The sequence below is a fragment of the Peribacillus sp. GL_122 genome (assembly GCF_057835005.1).
Genome location: NZ_CM174415.1, coordinates 4,469,092 through 4,487,386, shown reverse-complemented (window position 1 = coordinate 4,487,386; position 18,295 = coordinate 4,469,092). Strand labels below are relative to the sequence as shown.

The 18,295-nt window shown below is 40.6% G+C and carries 20 protein-coding genes and 1 other annotated feature; of the genes, 15 read left to right on the top strand and 5 right to left on the bottom strand.

The features are described from left to right. Positions 1-34: 34 nt before the first annotated feature. The gene (locus AC3ISB_RS21715) at positions 35-1,456 is read right to left on the bottom strand and encodes an amino acid permease (protein ID WP_489274248.1); all 1,422 of its coding nucleotides are present in this window, start codon (positions 1,454-1,456) and stop codon (positions 35-37) included. 89 nt (positions 1,457-1,545) lie between these two features. After that, a complete protein-coding gene (gene kynU / locus AC3ISB_RS21710; protein WP_377408668.1) occupies positions 1,546-2,787 on the bottom strand; it encodes a kynureninase in 1,242 nt (413 codons plus the stop codon). A 209-nt stretch (positions 2,788-2,996) separates the two neighbouring features. Here kynU and AC3ISB_RS21705 point away from each other — a divergent pair, with 209 nt between their 5' ends. After that, entirely contained in the window at positions 2,997-3,611 is a 615-nt protein-coding gene (locus AC3ISB_RS21705; protein ID WP_141994511.1) for a TetR/AcrR family transcriptional regulator, read from the top strand. After that, complete coding sequence (locus AC3ISB_RS21700) at positions 3,611-3,862, top strand: hypothetical protein (protein WP_489274246.1); 252 nt, start codon at positions 3,611-3,613, stop codon at positions 3,860-3,862. Before AC3ISB_RS21705 ends, AC3ISB_RS21700 begins: the two co-directional genes overlap by 1 nt. Here the strand turns inward: AC3ISB_RS21700 and AC3ISB_RS21695 are convergent. Further along, positions 3,834-4,268, bottom strand: coding sequence for a hypothetical protein (locus AC3ISB_RS21695; RefSeq protein WP_489274244.1), 435 nt, complete (start codon positions 4,266-4,268; stop codon positions 3,834-3,836). The two genes, AC3ISB_RS21700 and AC3ISB_RS21695, sit on opposite strands and share 29 nt — an antisense overlap. A gap of 135 nt (positions 4,269-4,403) precedes the next feature. On the opposite strand from AC3ISB_RS21695, the gene AC3ISB_RS21690 reads away from it, so the two are divergent. From AC3ISB_RS21690 to AC3ISB_RS21665, 6 genes are all read left to right on the top strand, one after another. Further along, positions 4,404-4,751, top strand: a complete 348-nt coding sequence (locus AC3ISB_RS21690; RefSeq protein WP_098373729.1) for a lmo0954 family membrane protein — start codon at positions 4,404-4,406, stop codon at positions 4,749-4,751. 19 nt (positions 4,752-4,770) lie between these two features. Then, positions 4,771-5,406 carry a PspA/IM30 family protein gene (locus tag AC3ISB_RS21685; RefSeq protein ID WP_098373728.1) on the top strand — a complete coding sequence of 212 codons (636 nt, stop codon included), beginning with the start codon at positions 4,771-4,773 and terminating at the stop codon, positions 5,404-5,406. A 157-nt stretch (positions 5,407-5,563) separates the two neighbouring features. After that, positions 5,564-6,310: a cell wall-active antibiotics response protein LiaF gene (gene liaF / locus AC3ISB_RS21680; RefSeq protein WP_480339737.1), complete on the top strand. Its 747-nt coding sequence runs from the start codon at positions 5,564-5,566 to the stop codon at positions 6,308-6,310. Further along, complete coding sequence (locus tag AC3ISB_RS21675) at positions 6,307-7,353, top strand: sensor histidine kinase (RefSeq protein WP_098373726.1); 1,047 nt, start codon at positions 6,307-6,309, stop codon at positions 7,351-7,353. Before liaF ends, AC3ISB_RS21675 begins: the two co-directional genes overlap by 4 nt. Further along, positions 7,346-7,987, top strand: coding sequence for a response regulator transcription factor (locus AC3ISB_RS21670; protein ID WP_144528334.1), 642 nt, complete (start codon positions 7,346-7,348; stop codon positions 7,985-7,987). Before AC3ISB_RS21675 ends, AC3ISB_RS21670 begins: the two co-directional genes overlap by 8 nt. A gap of 98 nt (positions 7,988-8,085) precedes the next feature. Further along, positions 8,086-8,415, top strand: a complete 330-nt coding sequence (locus AC3ISB_RS21665) for a hypothetical protein (RefSeq protein WP_352925267.1) — start codon at positions 8,086-8,088, stop codon at positions 8,413-8,415. A 60-nt stretch (positions 8,416-8,475) separates the two neighbouring features. Here the strand turns inward: AC3ISB_RS21665 and AC3ISB_RS21660 are convergent, their stop codons facing one another. After that, on the bottom strand, positions 8,476-9,639 hold the full coding sequence (locus tag AC3ISB_RS21660) for an MFS transporter (RefSeq protein ID WP_144528205.1): 1,164 nt from the start codon (positions 9,637-9,639) through the stop codon (positions 8,476-8,478). A 204-nt stretch (positions 9,640-9,843) separates the two neighbouring features. Between AC3ISB_RS21660 and AC3ISB_RS21655 the strand changes: the two genes are divergently transcribed. The 4 genes from AC3ISB_RS21655 (at position 9,844) to AC3ISB_RS21640 (ending at position 14,274) form a co-directional block, all read left to right on the top strand. Beyond that, the gene (locus AC3ISB_RS21655; RefSeq protein WP_480339738.1) at positions 9,844-10,074 is read left to right on the top strand and encodes a hypothetical protein; all 231 of its coding nucleotides are present in this window, start codon (positions 9,844-9,846) and stop codon (positions 10,072-10,074) included. Positions 10,075-10,391: 317 nt separating this feature from the next. Beyond that, positions 10,392-10,628: a binding site (T-box leader), on the top strand. Between the two features lie 59 nt (positions 10,629-10,687). Continuing rightward, positions 10,688-12,037, top strand: coding sequence for an amino acid permease (locus AC3ISB_RS21650; protein WP_141994023.1), 1,350 nt, complete (start codon positions 10,688-10,690; stop codon positions 12,035-12,037). Positions 12,038-12,266: 229 nt separating this feature from the next. Then, positions 12,267-12,923, top strand: a complete 657-nt coding sequence (locus AC3ISB_RS21645; protein ID WP_098373721.1) for a phosphatase PAP2 family protein — start codon at positions 12,267-12,269, stop codon at positions 12,921-12,923. A 148-nt stretch (positions 12,924-13,071) separates the two neighbouring features. Beyond that, positions 13,072-14,274 carry a hypothetical protein gene (locus tag AC3ISB_RS21640; protein WP_489274239.1) on the top strand — a complete coding sequence of 401 codons (1,203 nt, stop codon included), beginning with the start codon at positions 13,072-13,074 and terminating at the stop codon, positions 14,272-14,274. A gap of 136 nt (positions 14,275-14,410) precedes the next feature. On the opposite strand, the gene AC3ISB_RS21635 is transcribed toward AC3ISB_RS21640, so the two are convergent. Beyond that, complete coding sequence (locus AC3ISB_RS21635; RefSeq protein WP_144528202.1) at positions 14,411-15,799, bottom strand: L-cystine transporter; 1,389 nt, start codon at positions 15,797-15,799, stop codon at positions 14,411-14,413. A gap of 296 nt (positions 15,800-16,095) precedes the next feature. Between AC3ISB_RS21635 and AC3ISB_RS21630 the strand changes: the two genes are divergently transcribed. The 3 genes from AC3ISB_RS21630 to AC3ISB_RS21620 all read left to right on the top strand — a co-directional run bounded on the left by AC3ISB_RS21630 (position 16,096) and on the right by AC3ISB_RS21620 (position 18,104). After that, positions 16,096-16,605 carry a GNAT family N-acetyltransferase gene (locus AC3ISB_RS21630; RefSeq protein WP_489276990.1) on the top strand — a complete coding sequence of 170 codons (510 nt, stop codon included), beginning with the start codon at positions 16,096-16,098 and terminating at the stop codon, positions 16,603-16,605. 122 nt (positions 16,606-16,727) lie between these two features. Then, entirely contained in the window at positions 16,728-17,207 is a 480-nt protein-coding gene (locus tag AC3ISB_RS21625) for a VOC family protein (RefSeq protein WP_144549048.1), read from the top strand. Positions 17,208-17,249: 42 nt separating this feature from the next. Then, positions 17,250-18,104, top strand: coding sequence for a pentapeptide repeat-containing protein (locus AC3ISB_RS21620; RefSeq protein ID WP_489274236.1), 855 nt, complete (start codon positions 17,250-17,252; stop codon positions 18,102-18,104). The last annotated feature ends 191 nt before the right edge of the window (positions 18,105-18,295 follow it).

Here is an 18,295-nt window from a genome sequence, read left to right as displayed (position 1 = left end):
CTTTTCCATATGAAAAACTATTTATTCCGTCATTCTATTCTATCTTCTTTTCCAGGGATTCTTCCATTACATTATGGTTAATATTTCTTCTTTTTGAAACAAAATAAGCAACAGTTAAAAATAGTAACCAAGGTATCCCGAATTGAAGCATAATCTTGAAATCTGTAAACCATGTTGTAATCATTAAGCTGAATAGAAGAACGGCTCCCAGTATCGTTAAATATGGAAAACCGATCATCCTTACCGGTAATTTGCGTCCGCCGGTTTTCTCCCATTTAACCCTGAAAAACAAATGGGAAATGAAGATCATGAGCCATGTGAACATGGCACCGAACATGGAGATCCCCATCATGAATGCATAGGATGAACCAGGAAGTAACGCATGAACGCCTGCCGCAATGAAAATCCCAGTTGTAGAGACAGCAAGTGCTTTTCCCGGAACGCCCCTTTTGTTTAGCTTTCCTAAAAAGCTAGGTGCATGTTTTCCGCGAGCCAATGAAAACATCATACGTGTTGAAGCATAGAGCTGGGCATTCATGGCAGATACTGCAGCCGTTAAAATAATAAAGTTCATGATCCCGGATGCACCAGGAATGTTCAAGATTTCCATTACTTTGACGAATGGACTTTCCTCGATCCCAGCCGTTTTCCACGGAACGATCATCAACATGATGCCGATTGTCAACACATAGAAGGTGGATAAACGGAACACGGTCGCTTTTAAGGCTTTTGGAACAGCTGCATCCGGATCTTTTGCTTCTCCTGATGTAACCGCTATCATTTCAGTTCCAAGAAAGCTGAATAAAGAAATAAATACGGCTACCCACATTCCCCACCCGCCAAATGGGAAAAAACCGCCTTCATTTACAAAGTTCTCAGGTCCTATATGCGGCTGATCGGAAGAACCGAATAGTACATAGGATCCAAGAAGGATAAAACCAACAATGGCACTAATTTTAATGAAGGAGAACCAATACTCAAATGTAGCGAATGTATTCACGCTAGTAGCATTTACATAAATCAGGGCACCTGCAAACACCAAAATCCATACGATTCCCGGCACGGTCGGAAACCAATACTTCATATACACGCTGACTGCACTTACCTCAACCCCAACAGCCAAAACATTGGCAATCCAATAAGAATAGCGGACAAGATAGCCAGCCATCGGAGTCATGTACTTTTCAGCAATGGCCCCAAAAGATCCTGAAGTGGGATGGGCAACCGTCATTTCGGCTAAACAGCCCATCAACAGTAAAACAATGAACGCCCCGAGTGCATAGCTGAGCAATACACTTGGCCCTGCCGCTTGAATGGCAAGCCCGCTGCCAAGGAATAGCCCTGTCCCGATGGCACAGCCCATTGCGATCATTGAAAGCTGATTTGTTTCCAGCTCACGTTTTAATCCTTTTTCTGGCTCATCTTTAAAGTTCAATTGAGTTTTTTTGTTCTCCATAGTTCATCCCCTTTTTATCAAAAAAGATTTTATCCTGCCTTAATTAACTAACCATTTGAGGGATGAGCCCCATCTGGCGGAATCCCATGTTATGCGACCACTTCACGCTCATTCTTGAATTTTTCATATTGTTTTTCTGACATGATTTTCTTGAGTATTTGTACAACTTCCCAAACTTCTGCGTAGGAAGTATATAGTGCAACCGGAGCGAGACGAATGATGTTAGGTGCTCGGAAATCGGGAATGACACCGTTCTCTTTCAATGCCTTGCATATCCGTGCAGCTTCTTTATGCTCAAGGCTTACATGGCCTCCGCGGCGTATGTCTTCTCTAGGAGTTCCAATGAAAAACCCCATGCCTGCCAATTCGGATTCGACTAAATCCATTAAATATTGGTTGATTTTCAGGGATTTTTCGCGAATATTCTCGATTCCCGCTTCAATAAAAATGTCCAAAGACCCAATCAAAGGTGCGCAACTTAACACATGCGGCGTGCCGATTTGATACGCGCCTGCTGATTCAGCTGGTGTTAACGTATGTTCCATATCGAATTGTTTATCTTTTTTGGAGCCGAACCATCCAGCCAATCCAGGCATCGTTCCAAAATGTTTTCGATTTACATATAAACCGCCAACACCGCCAGGACCGCCATTTAAATGTTTATAATTGCACCAATAAGCAAAATCCACATCCCATTCGCTGAATGAATGCGGAATGGCACCGATAGAATGACATCCGTCAAATCCGATTACTATTCCTCTTTTATGAGCTTCAGCAGTTAATCGTTTCATATCCAATATTTGACCGCTGCGATACAGGACTGTTGGCAAGATGATCAATGCGATGTCATCTGTCATTGCTTCGATTATGTCATCCTCTTCAAGAAATCTGCCATCCGAGCTTTTGACGCGGATGAGATCGGTTTCCGGATCGTATCCATGTGTACGCAGTTGACTTTGAAGAGCATAAATATCAGTCGGAAAGGTTAATTCATCTGCTAAAATTTTTGTGCGCGTACCTTCAGGTTTATAAAAAGTGGCAACAAGCTGATGCAGATTTACAGTTGTGGAGCCGGTTACGATAACTTCCTCGGGAGAAGCTCCGACCAATGGGGCCATCTTCGCACCCAATTTCTCAGCCATGAAAAACCATGGGTGATTCCCTTGCGTCCATCCATCAATCCCATGTTCCTTCCAATCTTCCAAAGATTCCAAAAGAGTACGTTCAGCCCTCTTCGAAAGAAGCCCCAATGAATTTCCATCCATATAGATGGAATCCGGCTTTAAATAAAACTCTTCTCGAAAACCTTTAAGTGTATCTTTCTCATCCATTTGTTTAGCGTGATCCAATGTGTATTCAGAAACCATAATCATCCTCCTATATTAGTATTCTAAATAATTCTAGGAGAATCGTACCAAAGAATATGACATCATGTCAATAAGTTAATTCAGAAAATTATAAACATTAAACCGAACTTTCCAACAAATGTTTTTTATTTTATGGAAATCCTTTATGCTAGAAGATAAGGGGAGGAATAAGCATGGAGAATGGCAAAGTAGGGGATAAACGGCATTTACGCTCGATCATGACACGGCAAAAGTTATTAGAAGCTGCAAAGGAAACATTTCTTGAAGAAGGTTATCAAGCTGCGCTTATTTCCCAAATGATCAAAAGGGCAAACATTGGATACGGAACGGCCTATGTTCATTTTAAAGGAAAAGAGGATCTGTTAATTGTATTAATGGAAAATGTAATGGAGCAATTTTATGAAATTGCCGAGACCTCTTTCTTTCCAAAATCAAAAGACGAAGCAAAACATATCATAAACAGACAAGCTAATGCTTTTTTGAAAATGGCAGAAGCTGAACGCAATATGATGCAAGTTTTCGAACAGGCCATTGGGATCTCAACCATTATTTCAGATAAATGGAAAGCGATCCGCATGAAGTTCATTCAGCGAATTTCAAAGGACGTCGACTATGCACAGCAAAATGGGCTGGCAAGAGCTGAACTAAACCATGAGCTAGTGGCAAGAGGGTGGTTTTTCACAAATGAAATGTATCTATGGGAAATTGTCCGAAACGAACATCAAAGTTCTGTCGAAGAAATTGCTCAAACCATCACCTCAGTTTACGTCGAAGGCTTGTATTTGTAATGATAATAGCAATTCACCAATCTTCCGGTTATATCGGAAGATTTTTTTATATTCAAGGCTTTACAGCATTAAGCATTCATCACAAAAACACTAAATTCACGAGTAAACCGGCGGAATTCACGAGTAAACCGACCAAACTCACGAGTAAAGGCGCAGAATTCACGAATAAACCACCCAAACTCACGAGTAAAGGGGCAGAATTCACGAGTAAACCAGCAGAATTCACGAGTAAACGCCAAACTCACGAGTAAAACCGAAAAATTCACGAGTAAACCAGCAGAACCCACGAGTAAACGCCAAACTCACGATTAAACCGGCGGAATTCACGAGTAAACCGGCAGAATTCACGAGTAAACCGGCGGAATTCACGAGTAAACCGACCAAACTCACGAGTAAAGGCGCAGAATTCACGATTAAACCGGCAGAATTCACGAGTAAAGGCGCAGAATTCACGATTAAACGCCAAAACTCACGAGTAAAGGCGCGGAATTCACGAGTAATTCGACCAAACTCACGAGTAAACCGGCAGAATTCACGAGTAAACGCCAAATTCACGAGTAAAGGCGCGGAATTCACGAGTAAACCGCCCAAACTCACGAGTAAGCCGGCAGAATTCACGATTAAACGCCAAAACTCACGAGTAAAGCACTCAAACACATGATCAAAACGCCCTCATTAGCGTGGGACTTACAGCGTCTACGCCTTAAGTCTTACTAGAAAATATAGCTAAGGCTCATTATACGAAGTTGTAAAAGTAGATAAGATATAAACAAGGAAAGGAGGACGAAAACAATGAAGAAATTTGGTTTATTTATTGTAGGACTGATCGCCTTATTTTTTTTACTGGCGAATGTTGGTCCATTGATCAGTCTGGCGATTTGCTTGGCGATCCTATACTTTGGATTCAAGCAGTTCATGAAGTCCGAATCGACAGGGGCCAAGATTGCATGGGGGTCCGTCTCCATTATCGTGCTGATCATTTCTATTTCCCATATCCCGGCAATATTGGGATTGGTGGCAGCTTATGTTCTTTACCTAGTCTATAAAAAATGGAATGAAAATGATGAAAGTGCATCATCGAAAGAAAATGACCCATTCTCAAATTTTGAAAGAGAGTGGAAAGAGTTGAATAAGAACTAATAGAAGGGATGTAATTGGAATGGGTAATTTATTTTCAAGAATGAAACAAACGATTTCAGCGGATTTTCACGACTTGTTGGATAAAAAGGAGCAAAAAAATCCAATTGGAATGTTAAATCAATATTTGCGTCAATGTGAGCAGGAGGCGGAAAAGGTCGGTAAGCTGCTTGAACGTCAATATCTTTTGAAAGAAGAGTTTACGCGTGAATATAATCAAGCGCAAAATCTGGCTGAAAAACGTAAGCATCAGGCTGAGATTGCCAAGCAGTCGGGAGAAACGGATTTAATGGAGTTTGCTGTAAAGGAAAGCCTGCACTATGAAGAGCGAGCGCTAAGTTTGAAGGAGGCGCATAAAAGTGCAGAGGTTCAGTTGGCTGAACTGGAGCGGAAATATGAAGAAATGAAGCATAAGCTGAAGGATATGCATCTAAAGCGTCTGGAGCTGATGGGCAGGGAAAATATTGCCCGGGCAAACAACCGGATCAATCGGGTTTTGGATGGGGGCAGATCCGAAGCCAAACCGGTAGCGATGTTTGAAGAAATGGAGCATTATATCGATCGCATCGAGCACCAGGTCCATACTGATTATAATCGGCATACGATCGATGCCAGGATTGTCCAGCTTGAAAAAGAATTGGAACAGAAAGAAGCGTAAAGTTTTTTTTAGGCATCGCTGTTATCCCCTGACCTTTTGGAATGGAGGGCGGGGGAAAACGGGCTGTCAGAACATGATAATTTCATGGTATTCTTAAAAGGCACGGGTTCCTGTGCCTTTTAAGAATATCGTGATCATATAAAGGGGAGGCGAACCGATGTTGAACAAGATGAAGACGGACTATATGGGATGGATACTTCTCATCGGAGTCGTCCTGATTTTTTTAGAGATTGCATTTAAGGGTGGAGGTCTCCTTTTTTCCTTCGCTTTTTCAATAGGATGCATCTATTTAGGCAGGAAATTCACAAAACGGACAATCGGGAAAATCCTATTTTTTATAGGGTTGATTTCGCTTATCATCAATGTCTTGAATATGTTCGTCTTTAAATTTTTCCTAATGGCGATCCTCATTTATCTTTTGTTTTTATATTATCAGTCTAAAAAGAATCCTGATTGGGTCAGTCCCATTTTAATCAATGATGATTCGGACGAAGAAAAGATCAATAAGGAACAATTGCTGAAAACCGAGTACCTTTTTAAAAATAAGTTTTTCGGTCATCAACAGACGGCCGAGCAAGTATATGAATGGAATTCCGTGAATGTTCAGGGCGGGGTCGGTGATACGGTTATCGATTTAAGCAAAACGATTTTACCGAAAGGCGACGCTGTCATTTCCATCAGGAATATCATTGGCAATATCACTGTTCTCGTACCATATGGCATCGAAATCAGGGTCCATCATTCTGTCATTGCAGGCAGAGCGAGGATTTTTGAAAATAAGCCTGAATCCAGGGTCTTTAATCAAATTTATTCCTACCAAACGGAAGGGTTCAATGAAACGGATCAAAAGGTTCATATCATCACTTCAATCTTAGTTGGGGATTTAGAGGTGAAGCGGATATGAGTATACTGACACGGCAGATATTGACTGCCCTTGGTGTTGCTTTCGTTCTTTCCCTTGCCTTGCCGGCGGCGGTTTTCTTCATCTTTCCTTTATCCGACTGGAGCTTATTGTGGGAGAAAGTGGTCATGGGCTTACCCTTCGTCATATTCCTGCCAAGTCTGGTCATGACGGTAGGGCTGATTTATGGAGTCGTTTCGGGAATGTTTTGGAAGAGGCAGCTGGAAAGGGTGGATGAAGGGCTGTACTTACTTGAACAGGGCCGCTTACCTTCGCAACAGGAGACGTATCCGGTCCAAGAGATGGCTAAAATGGTGGAAAGGATGCATCTAATCCATAAGCAAATCAATGAACAGACAAAATTATCACAAAAAATGGCGAATGAAAAGGCCATTGATCAGGAGAAACAGATTCAGGAAATCGTTTCCCAGGAACGAAACCGTTTGGCGCGGGAACTGCATGATTCAGTGAGCCAGCAATTGTTTGCCGCTTCGATGTTCATGTCGGCCATCACTGAGTCACAATCCGATATGGAAAAAACGGAAATGAAACAATTCAAGGTAGTGGAAGAAATGATCCATCAATCCCAGCTTGAGATGAGGGCGTTATTGCTTCACTTGAGGCCTGTTGCATTAAAGGGAAAATCTTTACATGAAGGAATGAAGGAGCTTCTTTTGGAATTGGCCCAAAAAGTGACGATGGATATAAATTGGAAGATGGAGCCCGTCACTCTGGATAAGGGGATTGAGGACCATCTGTTTCGGATTTTACAAGAATCGATTTCCAATACACTGAGACATGCAAAAGCGAGCTCGCTTGAAGTGCTATTGATCGTTCGTGATGGGCTGATCATTTTACGGATAACGGATGACGGCATCGGCTTTAACGTCGAGGAGTCAAAAACGGGATCATATGGTCTGCAAAACATGCATGAACGGGCTGTTGAATTAGGCGGGACGATGCAACTTGTAAGCGTTCCGAATAAAGGAACGAAACTTGAAGTGAAAATCCCATTATTAAATGCTGGAGGTGATCATGATGATTAAAGTATTATTTGTCGATGACCATGAAATGGTAAGGATAGGGGTATCGGCTTATTTATCTGCACAGCCGGATATCGAAGTGATCGGGGAAGCGGACAATGGCTTGAAAGCTGTCGAACTGGCATTGGAATTGCGTCCGGATATCATTTTGATGGATTTAGTGATGCCGGAAATGGACGGCATAGAAGCGACGAAACGAATTATCGAAAAATGGCCTGAAGCAAAGATCATCATTGTGACAAGCTTCCTGGATGATGAAAAAGTGTACCCGGCATTGGAAGCCGGAGCGACGAGCTATATGTTGAAAACATCAAAGGCCAGCGAGATTGCGAGAGCCGTCCGTTCCACTTTCCAGGGACAAAGCGTACTTGAACCTGAAGTGACGGGAAAAATGATGGAGAAGTTACGTCGCCCAAAGATTACCCAGCCTCATGATCAATTGACAAACCGAGAAATGGAAATTTTGCTGCTGATGACACAAGGGAAAACGAATCAGGAAATTGCGGATGAACTATACATAGCCCTGAAAACAGCCAAAGTGCATGTCAGCAATATATTAAGTAAGCTTGCCGTACAGGACCGCACGCAAGCAGTGATTTACGCATTTAAACATTCGCTCGTTCAAGAAGAGCAGTAAAGAGCGTCTATTTACCAATAGAGGAAAGTTTGCTATATTTAGGTAAATATCCCATCCTGTAAAGTTCATTCAAGGTTGCTGATTGCAGCCTTTTTTTTATGGATAACGGGAAAAAGGCAGGTGAAATGATGTTAAGAGTTATCTTAGAATTATTCCGTATAATCACCATTATTTTCGTTATTGGAATGATAATGGGGTTCATCATTAATTCAATCTATGCGATTTTTGGTATAACCGTAGAGAATACCGCAGGCGGATGGATTGTTGGTATGGCAATTTTCCCATTACTTTATGTACTCTATAAAAACCGGCTTCAATTTTCAGGGTTCTATAAAAATGGTGGACAAGTAAAACTCTCAAACAGGACAACTACTATACTGCTTTGCTTCTCTGTGCTAATGTTAACGGTTGCCCCTTTATTTCGCTAACGGAATGCAAAAAGAGCATGTTTTGATCAAAACATGCTCTTTTTTATACGATTTTTTTGATTATACGGCTTCCTCTGCGGTATCGAGCCTCTTGCCGTAAATCCGATAAAGAACCAGGGCAAATACCATTCCTATAAAGGAGATGGAGGAGATGAACAGGTAAAGGGTCTTGCCGCCGTAAGCCCCATATATGGCTCCGCCTATATAAGAAGCAATGATTCCCGAAACCCCGAAGAATAGCAGCGCCAGTACGGTCTGGCCTGTGGCACGCCATTCCACCGGAACGATCCGATACAGATATTGGATGGCCGCCGAGTAGAAAATCGGGAAAGTCAATATCTGCATGACTTGCAAATAAGCTAATAGTTGTGGATCGGTAATCCACGCAGAGATGAAATAACGGATAAAGAAAAACGCTGCTGCAAACGAAATGATGATGATTTCCTTACCCTTGCGAAGCCACCAAAAGCTTAGTGCGAACACAATGATTTCACTTCCGGCCGCTAAGAACCAGGTCAAGCCTACAAGCTTGGCACTTCCTCCAAGTTCCCGGATATACACTCCAAGGAAAGTATCGTTCATCCTTGCTGGAACAGCACAGATAAAGACTAATAACAGAAAGAGAAGCGTCTCTTTATTGCTGAAAAAATGCTTCAGGCTGCTTAAGGTGACTGGTTTTCCCGAAACGGGTGCATCAGGCATCATCCAGCTGATAATGAAACTGATCAATCCTATGCCCGCAAAAAGAAAGGCCAGGCTGTTCGCTCCGAAATATGACATAACATAGCCGGTGATCAGCGATATGACCGCATAACCCAATGCACCATATGTCCGGATGGAACCATAACTGATCCCGGATTTCTCTGCCATCGTAAAGTTAAGGCTTTCCGTCAGGGGATCGATCGGCATCAGAAAGAAATATAGCAGCATGGCAAACAGGATGAGCTGAAGATAACTGCTTGAATCATAGAGGAAATAACCGATTACGCTCGAGAAAAAGATGAGTAACAACAGAACTTTTCGTATCGTCCTTGTTTTGTCGCTGATCATTCCCCATAAAGGCTGGGTGATGAGGGTGACAAAACCTCCTGTACCGATGATGAACCCGATTTGGGCTGGACGCAAACCTTGATCAGCCAGATAGACTGGGAGAAACGGAATGAAAATGGCAAGCAGTCCAAAATATAAAAAGTTAAAACCCTTTAATAATCGTATTGCTTTCATAAAAAATATGATACCTCACGTGTTCTATAGATTGATTTCAACCTTGTTATTGTATCATTTATGACAGAATTTGAAAAAATAGTTTTAATTTTTATGGATGAAAATAGAATGATAGAGTTGGTTTCGAGGTTAAATTTCACTTTTTAAAAATGGATGTTAATGATAGGATTAACGCTTATTGTTAATTAGAGGGGGTGATATTTAATGGATCAAGACACAAAAGTGATTCAGGAGTTGCAGGAACTGAAGCAAAAAGTAGGTCATCTTGAAGACTTATTAACGCAGCAGAATAAAAGGGGAAAAGCAGGACTCTTTCGAACCTTCATGGATGCAGTAGTCTCATTGCTATTTGGATTAATTGTTGTAGGACCGGTTATTGTGATTGTCGTTGGTGTCCTGATGGTGGCTGCATCATGGTTAGGGATGGAGTTTTAAAAGTTAAGGAGAGCCTGGGCTTGTGTTAATTGTTGGTTATTCCAGCGGGGGTTAATGATGAAAAAGCCACGGTTTTGCTTTGATGGGGAAGGAGACCGTATGATTCATTTCTTATTGAACCTAATTACAGATATGGGTAAAGCACTTGCATCAACTTTATCTTAAATAGTATTTTACGGATTACATATGGCTGGCTCAACACGATTTCCGATGATTGTTTCTTTTGAAATATTATCCTAAGAAAGTTATTGACAAATTTACTTCGAGTCCGTATAGTATTGGATATTATTAAAAATATTCAGATATAATTTAATTTTTGAAACGCAATGATCAGGAGTAGTAAAAGCACATTATTCGGTAAAGAGAGCTGCGGGTTGGTGCAACGCAGTCCAATGATACTTTGAACTTGCCTGGGAGTGGTAAAGCGAAAGATAGGAATTATCCATTCTTTTGTTTTAACGATTGACCTTCGTTACAAGGTTTTTAAAGCAGGGTTCTAGAAAAGAGCCAATAAGAGTGGTACCGCGGTAAGCTTAAGGCATATCGTCTCTTTCTTCATTTGATTATGAAGGAAGAGACGATATGCTTTTTTTGATTTTTGGGAGGTAAGGATATGGAGACGGACAAACGGAATTTACAGAGGACAATGACTTCAAGGCATATTACGATGATGGCATTAGGCGGTGCCATCGGGGCAGGTTTATTTAAAGGAAGCAGTTCAGCCATTGATATGGCAGGCCCTTCCGTAATCATTGCGTACTTGATAGGGGGCATCATCCTATTATTCATCATGCAAGGTTTAGCTGAAATGGCGGTCCGCAATAGCGGTGCACGAACATTCAGGGATTTGGTCCAATCGATTTTAGGAAAGTATCCTGCCTATTTCCTGGATTGGATCTATTGGAAAATGTGGGTATTGAATATCGCGGCCGAATCAGTGGTTGCGGCGATTTTCCTTCAATATTGGCTGCCGGGATATCCAATCTGGATACTGGCATTAGCTGTTTCGGTTTTAGTTACTGCGGTTAACTTGCTGTCGGTTAAGGTTTTTGCTGAAACGGAGTACTGGCTTGCTTTAATTAAAATAACCGTCATCATTGTGTTCATCATGGCTGGATTATTGTTGCTGCTCGTTACTTTTGGTGATCATACAGCCGTCGGTTTTTCTAACTTGACTGAGCATGGCGGTTTCTTTCCGAATGGATCGACAGGTTTGATCACGGCGATGCTGGTGGTAATCTATTCATATGGCGGTACGGAAATCATCGGGGTCACATTAGCTGAAACGAAAAATCCTGAAAAAGTGGTTCCAAAAGCCGTTCGCAGTACATTGATCAGGATCATTTCTTTCTATATCATTCCTTTTTTCATCATCGTTAGCTTAATTCCTTGGAACGAAGTAAACGGGGTGCAGGAAAGTCCGTTTGTAATGGTCTTTCAAATGATTGGGATTCCTGGTGCCGACCATATTATGAACGCCGTTGTTCTATTAGCGATCATTTCATCGATGAACTCCGGGTTGTATGGTTCATCCCGCGTTCTGTATACACAAGCCGTGGATGGTCGCATTCCGAAAATCTTTTCCCGTTTATCCAAGAAGAAAGTACCTGTTCCCGCAATATTAATGTGTACTTCCGCTTTATATGGCGGTGTACTGATTTCCTTATTTGCTGGAAGCAAGACCTTCGATTTCCTAATGGGTTCGCTGGGATATACCGTATTATTCATCTGGTTGATCATAGCTTTCGCCCATTTGAAATCACGTAAACAACAGTCCCAAAAAACAAGTGCCTATTCGGTAAAATGGTTCCCGTATACGACTTGGGCTGCGATCATCGCTTTAATAACGATCCTGATCGGAATCATTTTCACGACATCCATAATCGTTACGATCATTACACTTTGCATCTACATCTTCATATCATTGACGTTTGTATGGAAAAAACGCCATAACAAAATCTAGAGAAAGCGTGGGTATCGCTTTTGCCTTCTCGCATAGAAGTTTCAGTTTCAAGCCATGGTAGCATGCCATGGCTTTCGTTATGTATTATTGGTCTGGTGAAAAGTAAGAGATATCCATTTTACTAGTTCATGGGAATCATTAACTTTAGCAATTAAAGAGTTAATCTAGTGAAAAATGTTGTATAATAATCTTTGGAAAAAAACCAATATATTGAAAGCCGGAGCGAGCTATGAAAAACAATTCCATACTATCCTTTCACCCGTTATATTATTTATTACTTTTGGTGATTACTAGTTCCATCTATTCAATCATCAATCAATCTTCAGGTCATGCTGTCGATGTTACGACTATAATAGATAGGGAGATTCCCTTTATTAAAGAATTTGTCGTTCCTTATTTACTTTGGTATCCGTATATTTATGGATTGCTGATTTACTACTGTTTTGTTGACCGAAAGCACTATTTCGTAGGATTAGGCAGTTTGGTATCGGGGAAACTACTCTGTTTTCTTGTATATTGCCTTTGGCAATCGACAGTCCCGCGTCCAGAAGTGGTGGGCAACGATATCTTTGCCCATTTAATGAGAATCGTCTATAGTCATGATCAACCTGTCAACTGTCTTCCCAGCATTCATGTACTGACTACATTCATCATGATGATCGTCGCCCATAAGCGGAAAGAACAGCACAAATGGGAGTATGCAAGTGTCACTGCATTCGGAACTCTGATTATCCTTTCCACACTATTTACGAAACAGCATGCTGTATTGGATGTACTAGCAGGGATACTTCTTGCATGTGGGGTATATGCAGCTGTCCAGTATATGTTCCAAGCCCTATCGGCTTATCAGGCCAATCATTACGCAGCAAGGCAAATTAAAAAATGAATCACAGTTAAGCCACTGTAAGAATATTAGCTCCCATGAGCTGATAAGTTACAGTGGTTTTTTGTGTATTAAAAATTTGGATATTTATGTTAAATTATATATGATATTATTTTTTTAGTCGAATTGAAACAATGGCGGGAGGAAAAGAATGCCACATCATCTTAATCGAATTGCTGAAGACTTGGTTAAAGCGAAGTTGGAAAATTATTGGTCGGGTTTTGAACTTGTTGCTTATGCATTATATGATAAGAGAAATGTTTATCTATTCAATCATCCCAAATTCAGTAACAATCCACATTGTGCATATCATACTTTAAAGTGGGATGTACATTTTACTGGCGACACAATTATTTTGTATGAAGAATATCCCACTGCAATTGTTAATATGGATTCGTATGAGGATTATGAAGATTTGTATTCAATAGTGGTTCACGAATTATTTCACGGCTATCAGTATATTAAAGATGAAAAACGGTTTCCTGATGAAATGATGGGAATCACATATCCGTTGTCAAAAGAAAATGTGGAATTGCGAAATCAGGAAAGAACAAATCTTTATCATGCGTTGTTGGAAAATAACATAATTAAGAAGAAACAATGTCTTAATGCTTTCATTGCACTAAGGGAAAAAAGAGCAGCTAAGGTTGAAGAGTACCTAACATATGAAAAATTGATTGAAACCATTGAGGGACCTGCGTGGTATGTCGAATTAAGGGCTTACTCCGAAAAAGGCCCGCTTGATTACCATTCAGTTTTAAAAAAGTATGCACAACAACTAATAAACAAATATGAATCTACTTCTAGTATTAGAAGTAGTTGTTATAGTTCCGGTTTGTTTATGTGTTTGTTACTTGAGGAGCTTTCACCAGGCTGGATGGAAAGTTTTTTTGATAGAGAAGAAACATTATATGACCTATTAAAACAGCATACCGGTGACTATATGGAAGATTCAATAGCTGATGTGAAGATAAGTTCTGAAACAGAGGAAGTCGTTAATTTTGCCATAGAAAAGAGAATAAAAGCATTTGAAGAGTTTAATGAACAAGCAGGAATTCATCTATATATTGAAGGGGAAATAACTGCTGAATCCTTTGACCCGATGAATATCATCCTATTAGAAGATAAACTTTTACATAAGAGCTTTATAAATGTAAGAATGAACAACCAAGATTTTCTTATTCAACAACCTGTTATTGCCCATGTTGGCAATGGAATTAAAAACATAAATAAATTACACCTGATATTAGGGAAAGCACCCATTGAAAACATTGATTCGCTTACAATTGATGATGTTGGAGAAATAAAGGGAAGATATAAGAAACAAGAAAATATCTGGCATGTACTTATTTAAAATGAATTACATCGGTGCTTAAAATGAAGCATGGAGATCAATACCCCGTTTGGGGGGTGTCTGCTAACATAAATTTGATACCGACATAAAAAAAAGCATCGAACCTCCCATACAGGAAGTCCGATGCTTTTTTCTTTTACATTTCAGCTTCAATTTTCAAAGACGATTCTTCGCTGAACTGTTCCTTATCTAGGTCGCCTGTTATTTTACTAGTAAGAATACCGGAAGTCATGCTTCCGCTGACATTCACAGCCGTTCTTCCCATATCGATCAATGGCTCGACGGAAATCAACAATCCGGCCAAGGCGATTGGCAAGTTCATTGCGGATAATACCAGGATGGCAGCGAATGTTGCTCCTCCGCCTACACCTGCAACCCCGAAAGAGCTAATGGCCACGATGGCAATCAACATGGCGATAAATGAAGGCTCCAGTGGGTTGATTCCAACCGTTGGAGCAATCATGACCGCTAACATGGCCGGATAGATTCCGGCACAGCCGTTTTGACCGATCGACAAGCCGAAGGATCCGGCAAAGTTGGCAATACCTTCCGACACCCCTAGTTGTTTCTGTGTTTGGATGTTCAATGGAAGAGCTCCTGCACTTGTTCTTGAAGTGAAGGCAAACGATAATACCGGGAACGCTTTTCTTAAATATACGATTGGGTTCAATCCTGCAAGCATCAGCAATAGCAAATGGATGAGGAACATGACAATCAGGGCGACATAAGAGGCTCCCACGAATTTCCCCAATTTCAGGATGGCATCCAAATCACTCGTAGCTACCGTCTTCGTCATGATCGCCAAGATCCCGTAAGGTGTTAAACGAAGGATCAATGTTACGACACGCATGATGATGCTGTGCAATGTATCTACTATTTTAGCAAAAAATTCAGCATGTTCAGGCTGCTTCCGTTTGACTCCTAAATAGGCAATCCCAAGAAATGCAGCAAAAATTACAACGGAAATCGTTGATGTCGGACGTGCTCCCGTTAAATCAAGGAACGGGTTGGATGGAATCAATTCAAGGATTTGCTGCGGCATCGTTTTATCCTGAATCGTACCGTATGTTTCCGATATTTGATCCCCGCGGCTTAACTCCGCTTCCCCTTGCTCAATTTGAACGGCCTCCAAATTGAATACAGTTGCCGAGGTGATCCCGACAGCTGCTGCAATCGCAGTCGTTCCAAGCAGGATTCCGATGATCAGGACACTGATCTTTCCAATATTGCTAGTCAGTTTCAATCTTGTGAATGCTGATAAGATCGAAATGAAGACAAGCGGCATGACGATCATTTGCAGGAACTTGACATAGCCGGAACCTACAATGTTAAACCAATCGACCGATTTAACGATCGCTTCTGACTGAGGTTCATAGAAATACTGCAAAAGAAGTCCGAATACGATCCCTAAACCAAGTCCAGTAAAGACCCTTTTTGTAAAGGAAACATGCTTCTTATTCATGTAAAATAAAACGCCTAAAAGAACGAGCATTATGGCAAGATTTAAAAACACATAACCAATCATATATATTCCTCCTAATTCCGATTAACCAAATAAGAATAATAAATATCTGAAGACTATGATACATCATCCGTTGATTTTTTACCAGAAGAAAATAATTTATTTTTGACTTTTCAAGTAATTCATGTATATATCTCTATTCACGAACTGGGTTAGAGGGAACAATAAAGAGGAGGCTGGAACAAACTAGGTACAAATCTTCCATTATATACATTTAACAGGGAGGATAATCCCTTGGTTTTCTTGAATGATATATCAGGTCGCATATACTTAGCATTTTTTGAGAGGATGAAGGAATGATGGATATATACATTCACATGCTAAATGAACAGGATGCACAAGCGTTATTTGCATTTGAATGCAATAATAGAAGGTTTTTCGAGCAAACGGTGCCAGGCCGGGGAGATGATTATTATAGTTTTGGAACGTTTGAGATCAGGCATAAGGAATTATTAAAAGAACAAGAAGATGCCATCTCCTCTTTTTATTTAATTAAGGATGGTTCAGGCATAATCGTGGGCAGGATTAACCTTGTGGATATCGATCCCATTAATGGTACGGCTCATGTCGGTTACAGAATCGGTGAAAAGTTTACGCAAAAGGGGATAGCGAATGAAGCTTTAAGGCTTTTGGTTAATCTGGCGCCGGAATTGAATGTGACTCAAATACAAGCCAAAACGACAAGCGACAATATTGCCTCCCAAAAGGTTTTAGTGAAAAACGGTTTTGAACGGATTTCGATTAATGAGGAAATTAGTGCGGATTCGGGTCAAAAGCTAATGTTCTACCATTATAGTAGGAACCTTTAAATCCATTTTCTTCTATTAATAGACCGCATAAAGTGAAAAGGATTTAAGAGATGAAGAAATAATCTCAAGATATTTTCGCGGCAAAAGATTTCATTACTTAAAAGGAGAAAGGATAATATAATATGATAGAAGGTTTATATGAAGCCCATCTACCCGTCAAGAACCTGGCCATCTCTATGGTTTTTTATAAGAAAATAGGCTTGAAACTAGCTTGGAGGGATGAAGATACTGCCTTCTTTTGGATAGAAGAAAACAAAAGCTGGGTCGGATTATGGGAAGGGAAAGAATATCAAACTCCATACCACCCTTCAATAAGGCATATCGCATTTCGGGTATCTTATGAAAATATGAAAAATGCATTAACTTGGCTCCAATCCCTAAAAATTGAAGTGGTCCCTTTTGGAAAAAGGACATCGATTGAACCTTTTGTTCGGCCGAACCAAGGAAACGCTTCCGTCTATTTCAATGACCCGGATGGAAATAGTCTCGAACTCATGTGTTCGGTAGAAGTCCCTGATGCATATAAGCATATGACTGAAAAACTTTCAATTGAAGAATGGGAAGAACTAAATTCTATAGAAGAAAACAAAAAAATCTACTAGTATGAAACGATTGGTTTTATTTAATAGAAGGAAGTGTAAGTATTGTTTAATCAATTAACGAATAACGATAGTATTCTTAATCATTTACGTGCAGACTGTGAGAATTGTTTTGGTTTGTGCTGTGTAGCTTTGCCTTATGCAAAATCAGCAGATTTTTCATTTGATAAAAATGGAGGTACACCATGTTCAAACCTGCAATCGGATTATCGTTGCGGCATCCATGAAAATCTCAGAGCAAAGGGATTTAGGGGCTGCACGGTATATGAATGCTTCGGTGCCGGTCAAAAGGTATCTCAACTCACATATGATGGAAACGATTGGAGAGACAACCCAGCGTCAGCAAAGGAAATGTTCGATGTGTTTCCTATTATGCAACAACTTCATGAAATGCTTTGTTACTTAAATGAAGCACTGAATTTAGAAGATGCGAAACCTCTTTATCAAGATTTGCAGGCTGCTTTTGAAGAAACGGAATATCTCACTAAGCAAAGTCCAAAGTCCATCATGGACCTGAATGTACCAGCTCATAGAGCGATCGTTAATGATTTACTTCTGCGCACAAGTGAACTCGTACGTGCAAAGGTATCATTTAATAAAAATAAAAATCAGAAAAAACAGAACAAAATAGGGAGGGGAAGTGACCTTATCGGTGCAAAGTTGAGAGGTGCTGACCTTAGGGGAGCGAACTTAAGAGGAGCTTTACTTATCGCATCCGACCTCAGAGAAGCTGACATGAGAGTGACGGATCTTATCGGTGCAGACTTTAGGGACGCTGATTTAAGCGGTGCCGATCTCACCGGGAGTTTCTTCATCACACAAGCACAGATTAACTCGGCTAAAGGTGATACGAAGACAAAATTACCGCTCACATTAAACATTCCCGATCATTGGAGGTAGAAGTAAAGCCAAGATCGGAAGCTAACTTTCATGCAGCGTAAACGCATCATGAATGAAAATGGTTTAATTCACGAGTAAAAGGCGCAAATTCACGAGTAAAAGCGTCAGACTCACGAGTAAAAAGCACACATTCACGAGTTAAGGCGTCAAATTCACGAGTAATGGGGAAATTTAATACATAGATTTAGCTT

What these genes read in the sequence shown, in the direction of transcription:
- AC3ISB_RS21715 (WP_489274248.1), bottom strand. Translation starts at nt 1,456, where the DNA reads ATGGAGAACAAAAAAACTCAATTGAACTTTAAAGATGAGCCAGAAAAA.
- kynU (WP_377408668.1), bottom strand. Translation starts at nt 2,787, where the DNA reads ATGGATGAGAAAGATACACTTAAAGGTTTTCGAGAAGAGTTTTATTTA.
- AC3ISB_RS21705 (WP_141994511.1), top strand. Translation starts at nt 2,997, where the DNA reads ATGGAGAATGGCAAAGTAGGGGATAAACGGCATTTACGCTCGATCATG.
- AC3ISB_RS21700 (WP_489274246.1), top strand. Translation starts at nt 3,611, where the DNA reads ATGATAATAGCAATTCACCAATCTTCCGGTTATATCGGAAGATTTTTT.
- AC3ISB_RS21690 (WP_098373729.1), top strand. Translation starts at nt 4,404, where the DNA reads ATGAAGAAATTTGGTTTATTTATTGTAGGACTGATCGCCTTATTTTTT.
- AC3ISB_RS21685 (WP_098373728.1), top strand. Translation starts at nt 4,771, where the DNA reads ATGGGTAATTTATTTTCAAGAATGAAACAAACGATTTCAGCGGATTTT.
- liaF (WP_480339737.1), top strand. Translation starts at nt 5,564, where the DNA reads ATGTTGAACAAGATGAAGACGGACTATATGGGATGGATACTTCTCATC.
- AC3ISB_RS21675 (WP_098373726.1), top strand. Translation starts at nt 6,307, where the DNA reads ATGAGTATACTGACACGGCAGATATTGACTGCCCTTGGTGTTGCTTTC.
- AC3ISB_RS21670 (WP_144528334.1), top strand. Translation starts at nt 7,346, where the DNA reads ATGATTAAAGTATTATTTGTCGATGACCATGAAATGGTAAGGATAGGG.
- AC3ISB_RS21665 (WP_352925267.1), top strand. Translation starts at nt 8,086, where the DNA reads ATGGATAACGGGAAAAAGGCAGGTGAAATGATGTTAAGAGTTATCTTA.
- AC3ISB_RS21660 (WP_144528205.1), bottom strand. Translation starts at nt 9,639, where the DNA reads ATGAAAGCAATACGATTATTAAAGGGTTTTAACTTTTTATATTTTGGA.
- AC3ISB_RS21655 (WP_480339738.1), top strand. Translation starts at nt 9,844, where the DNA reads ATGGATCAAGACACAAAAGTGATTCAGGAGTTGCAGGAACTGAAGCAA.
- AC3ISB_RS21650 (WP_141994023.1), top strand. Translation starts at nt 10,688, where the DNA reads ATGGAGACGGACAAACGGAATTTACAGAGGACAATGACTTCAAGGCAT.
- AC3ISB_RS21645 (WP_098373721.1), top strand. Translation starts at nt 12,267, where the DNA reads ATGAAAAACAATTCCATACTATCCTTTCACCCGTTATATTATTTATTA.
- AC3ISB_RS21640 (WP_489274239.1), top strand. Translation starts at nt 13,072, where the DNA reads ATGCCACATCATCTTAATCGAATTGCTGAAGACTTGGTTAAAGCGAAG.
- AC3ISB_RS21635 (WP_144528202.1), bottom strand. Translation starts at nt 15,799, where the DNA reads ATGATTGGTTATGTGTTTTTAAATCTTGCCATAATGCTCGTTCTTTTA.
- AC3ISB_RS21630 (WP_489276990.1), top strand. Translation starts at nt 16,096, where the DNA reads ATGGATATATACATTCACATGCTAAATGAACAGGATGCACAAGCGTTA.
- AC3ISB_RS21625 (WP_144549048.1), top strand. Translation starts at nt 16,728, where the DNA reads ATGATAGAAGGTTTATATGAAGCCCATCTACCCGTCAAGAACCTGGCC.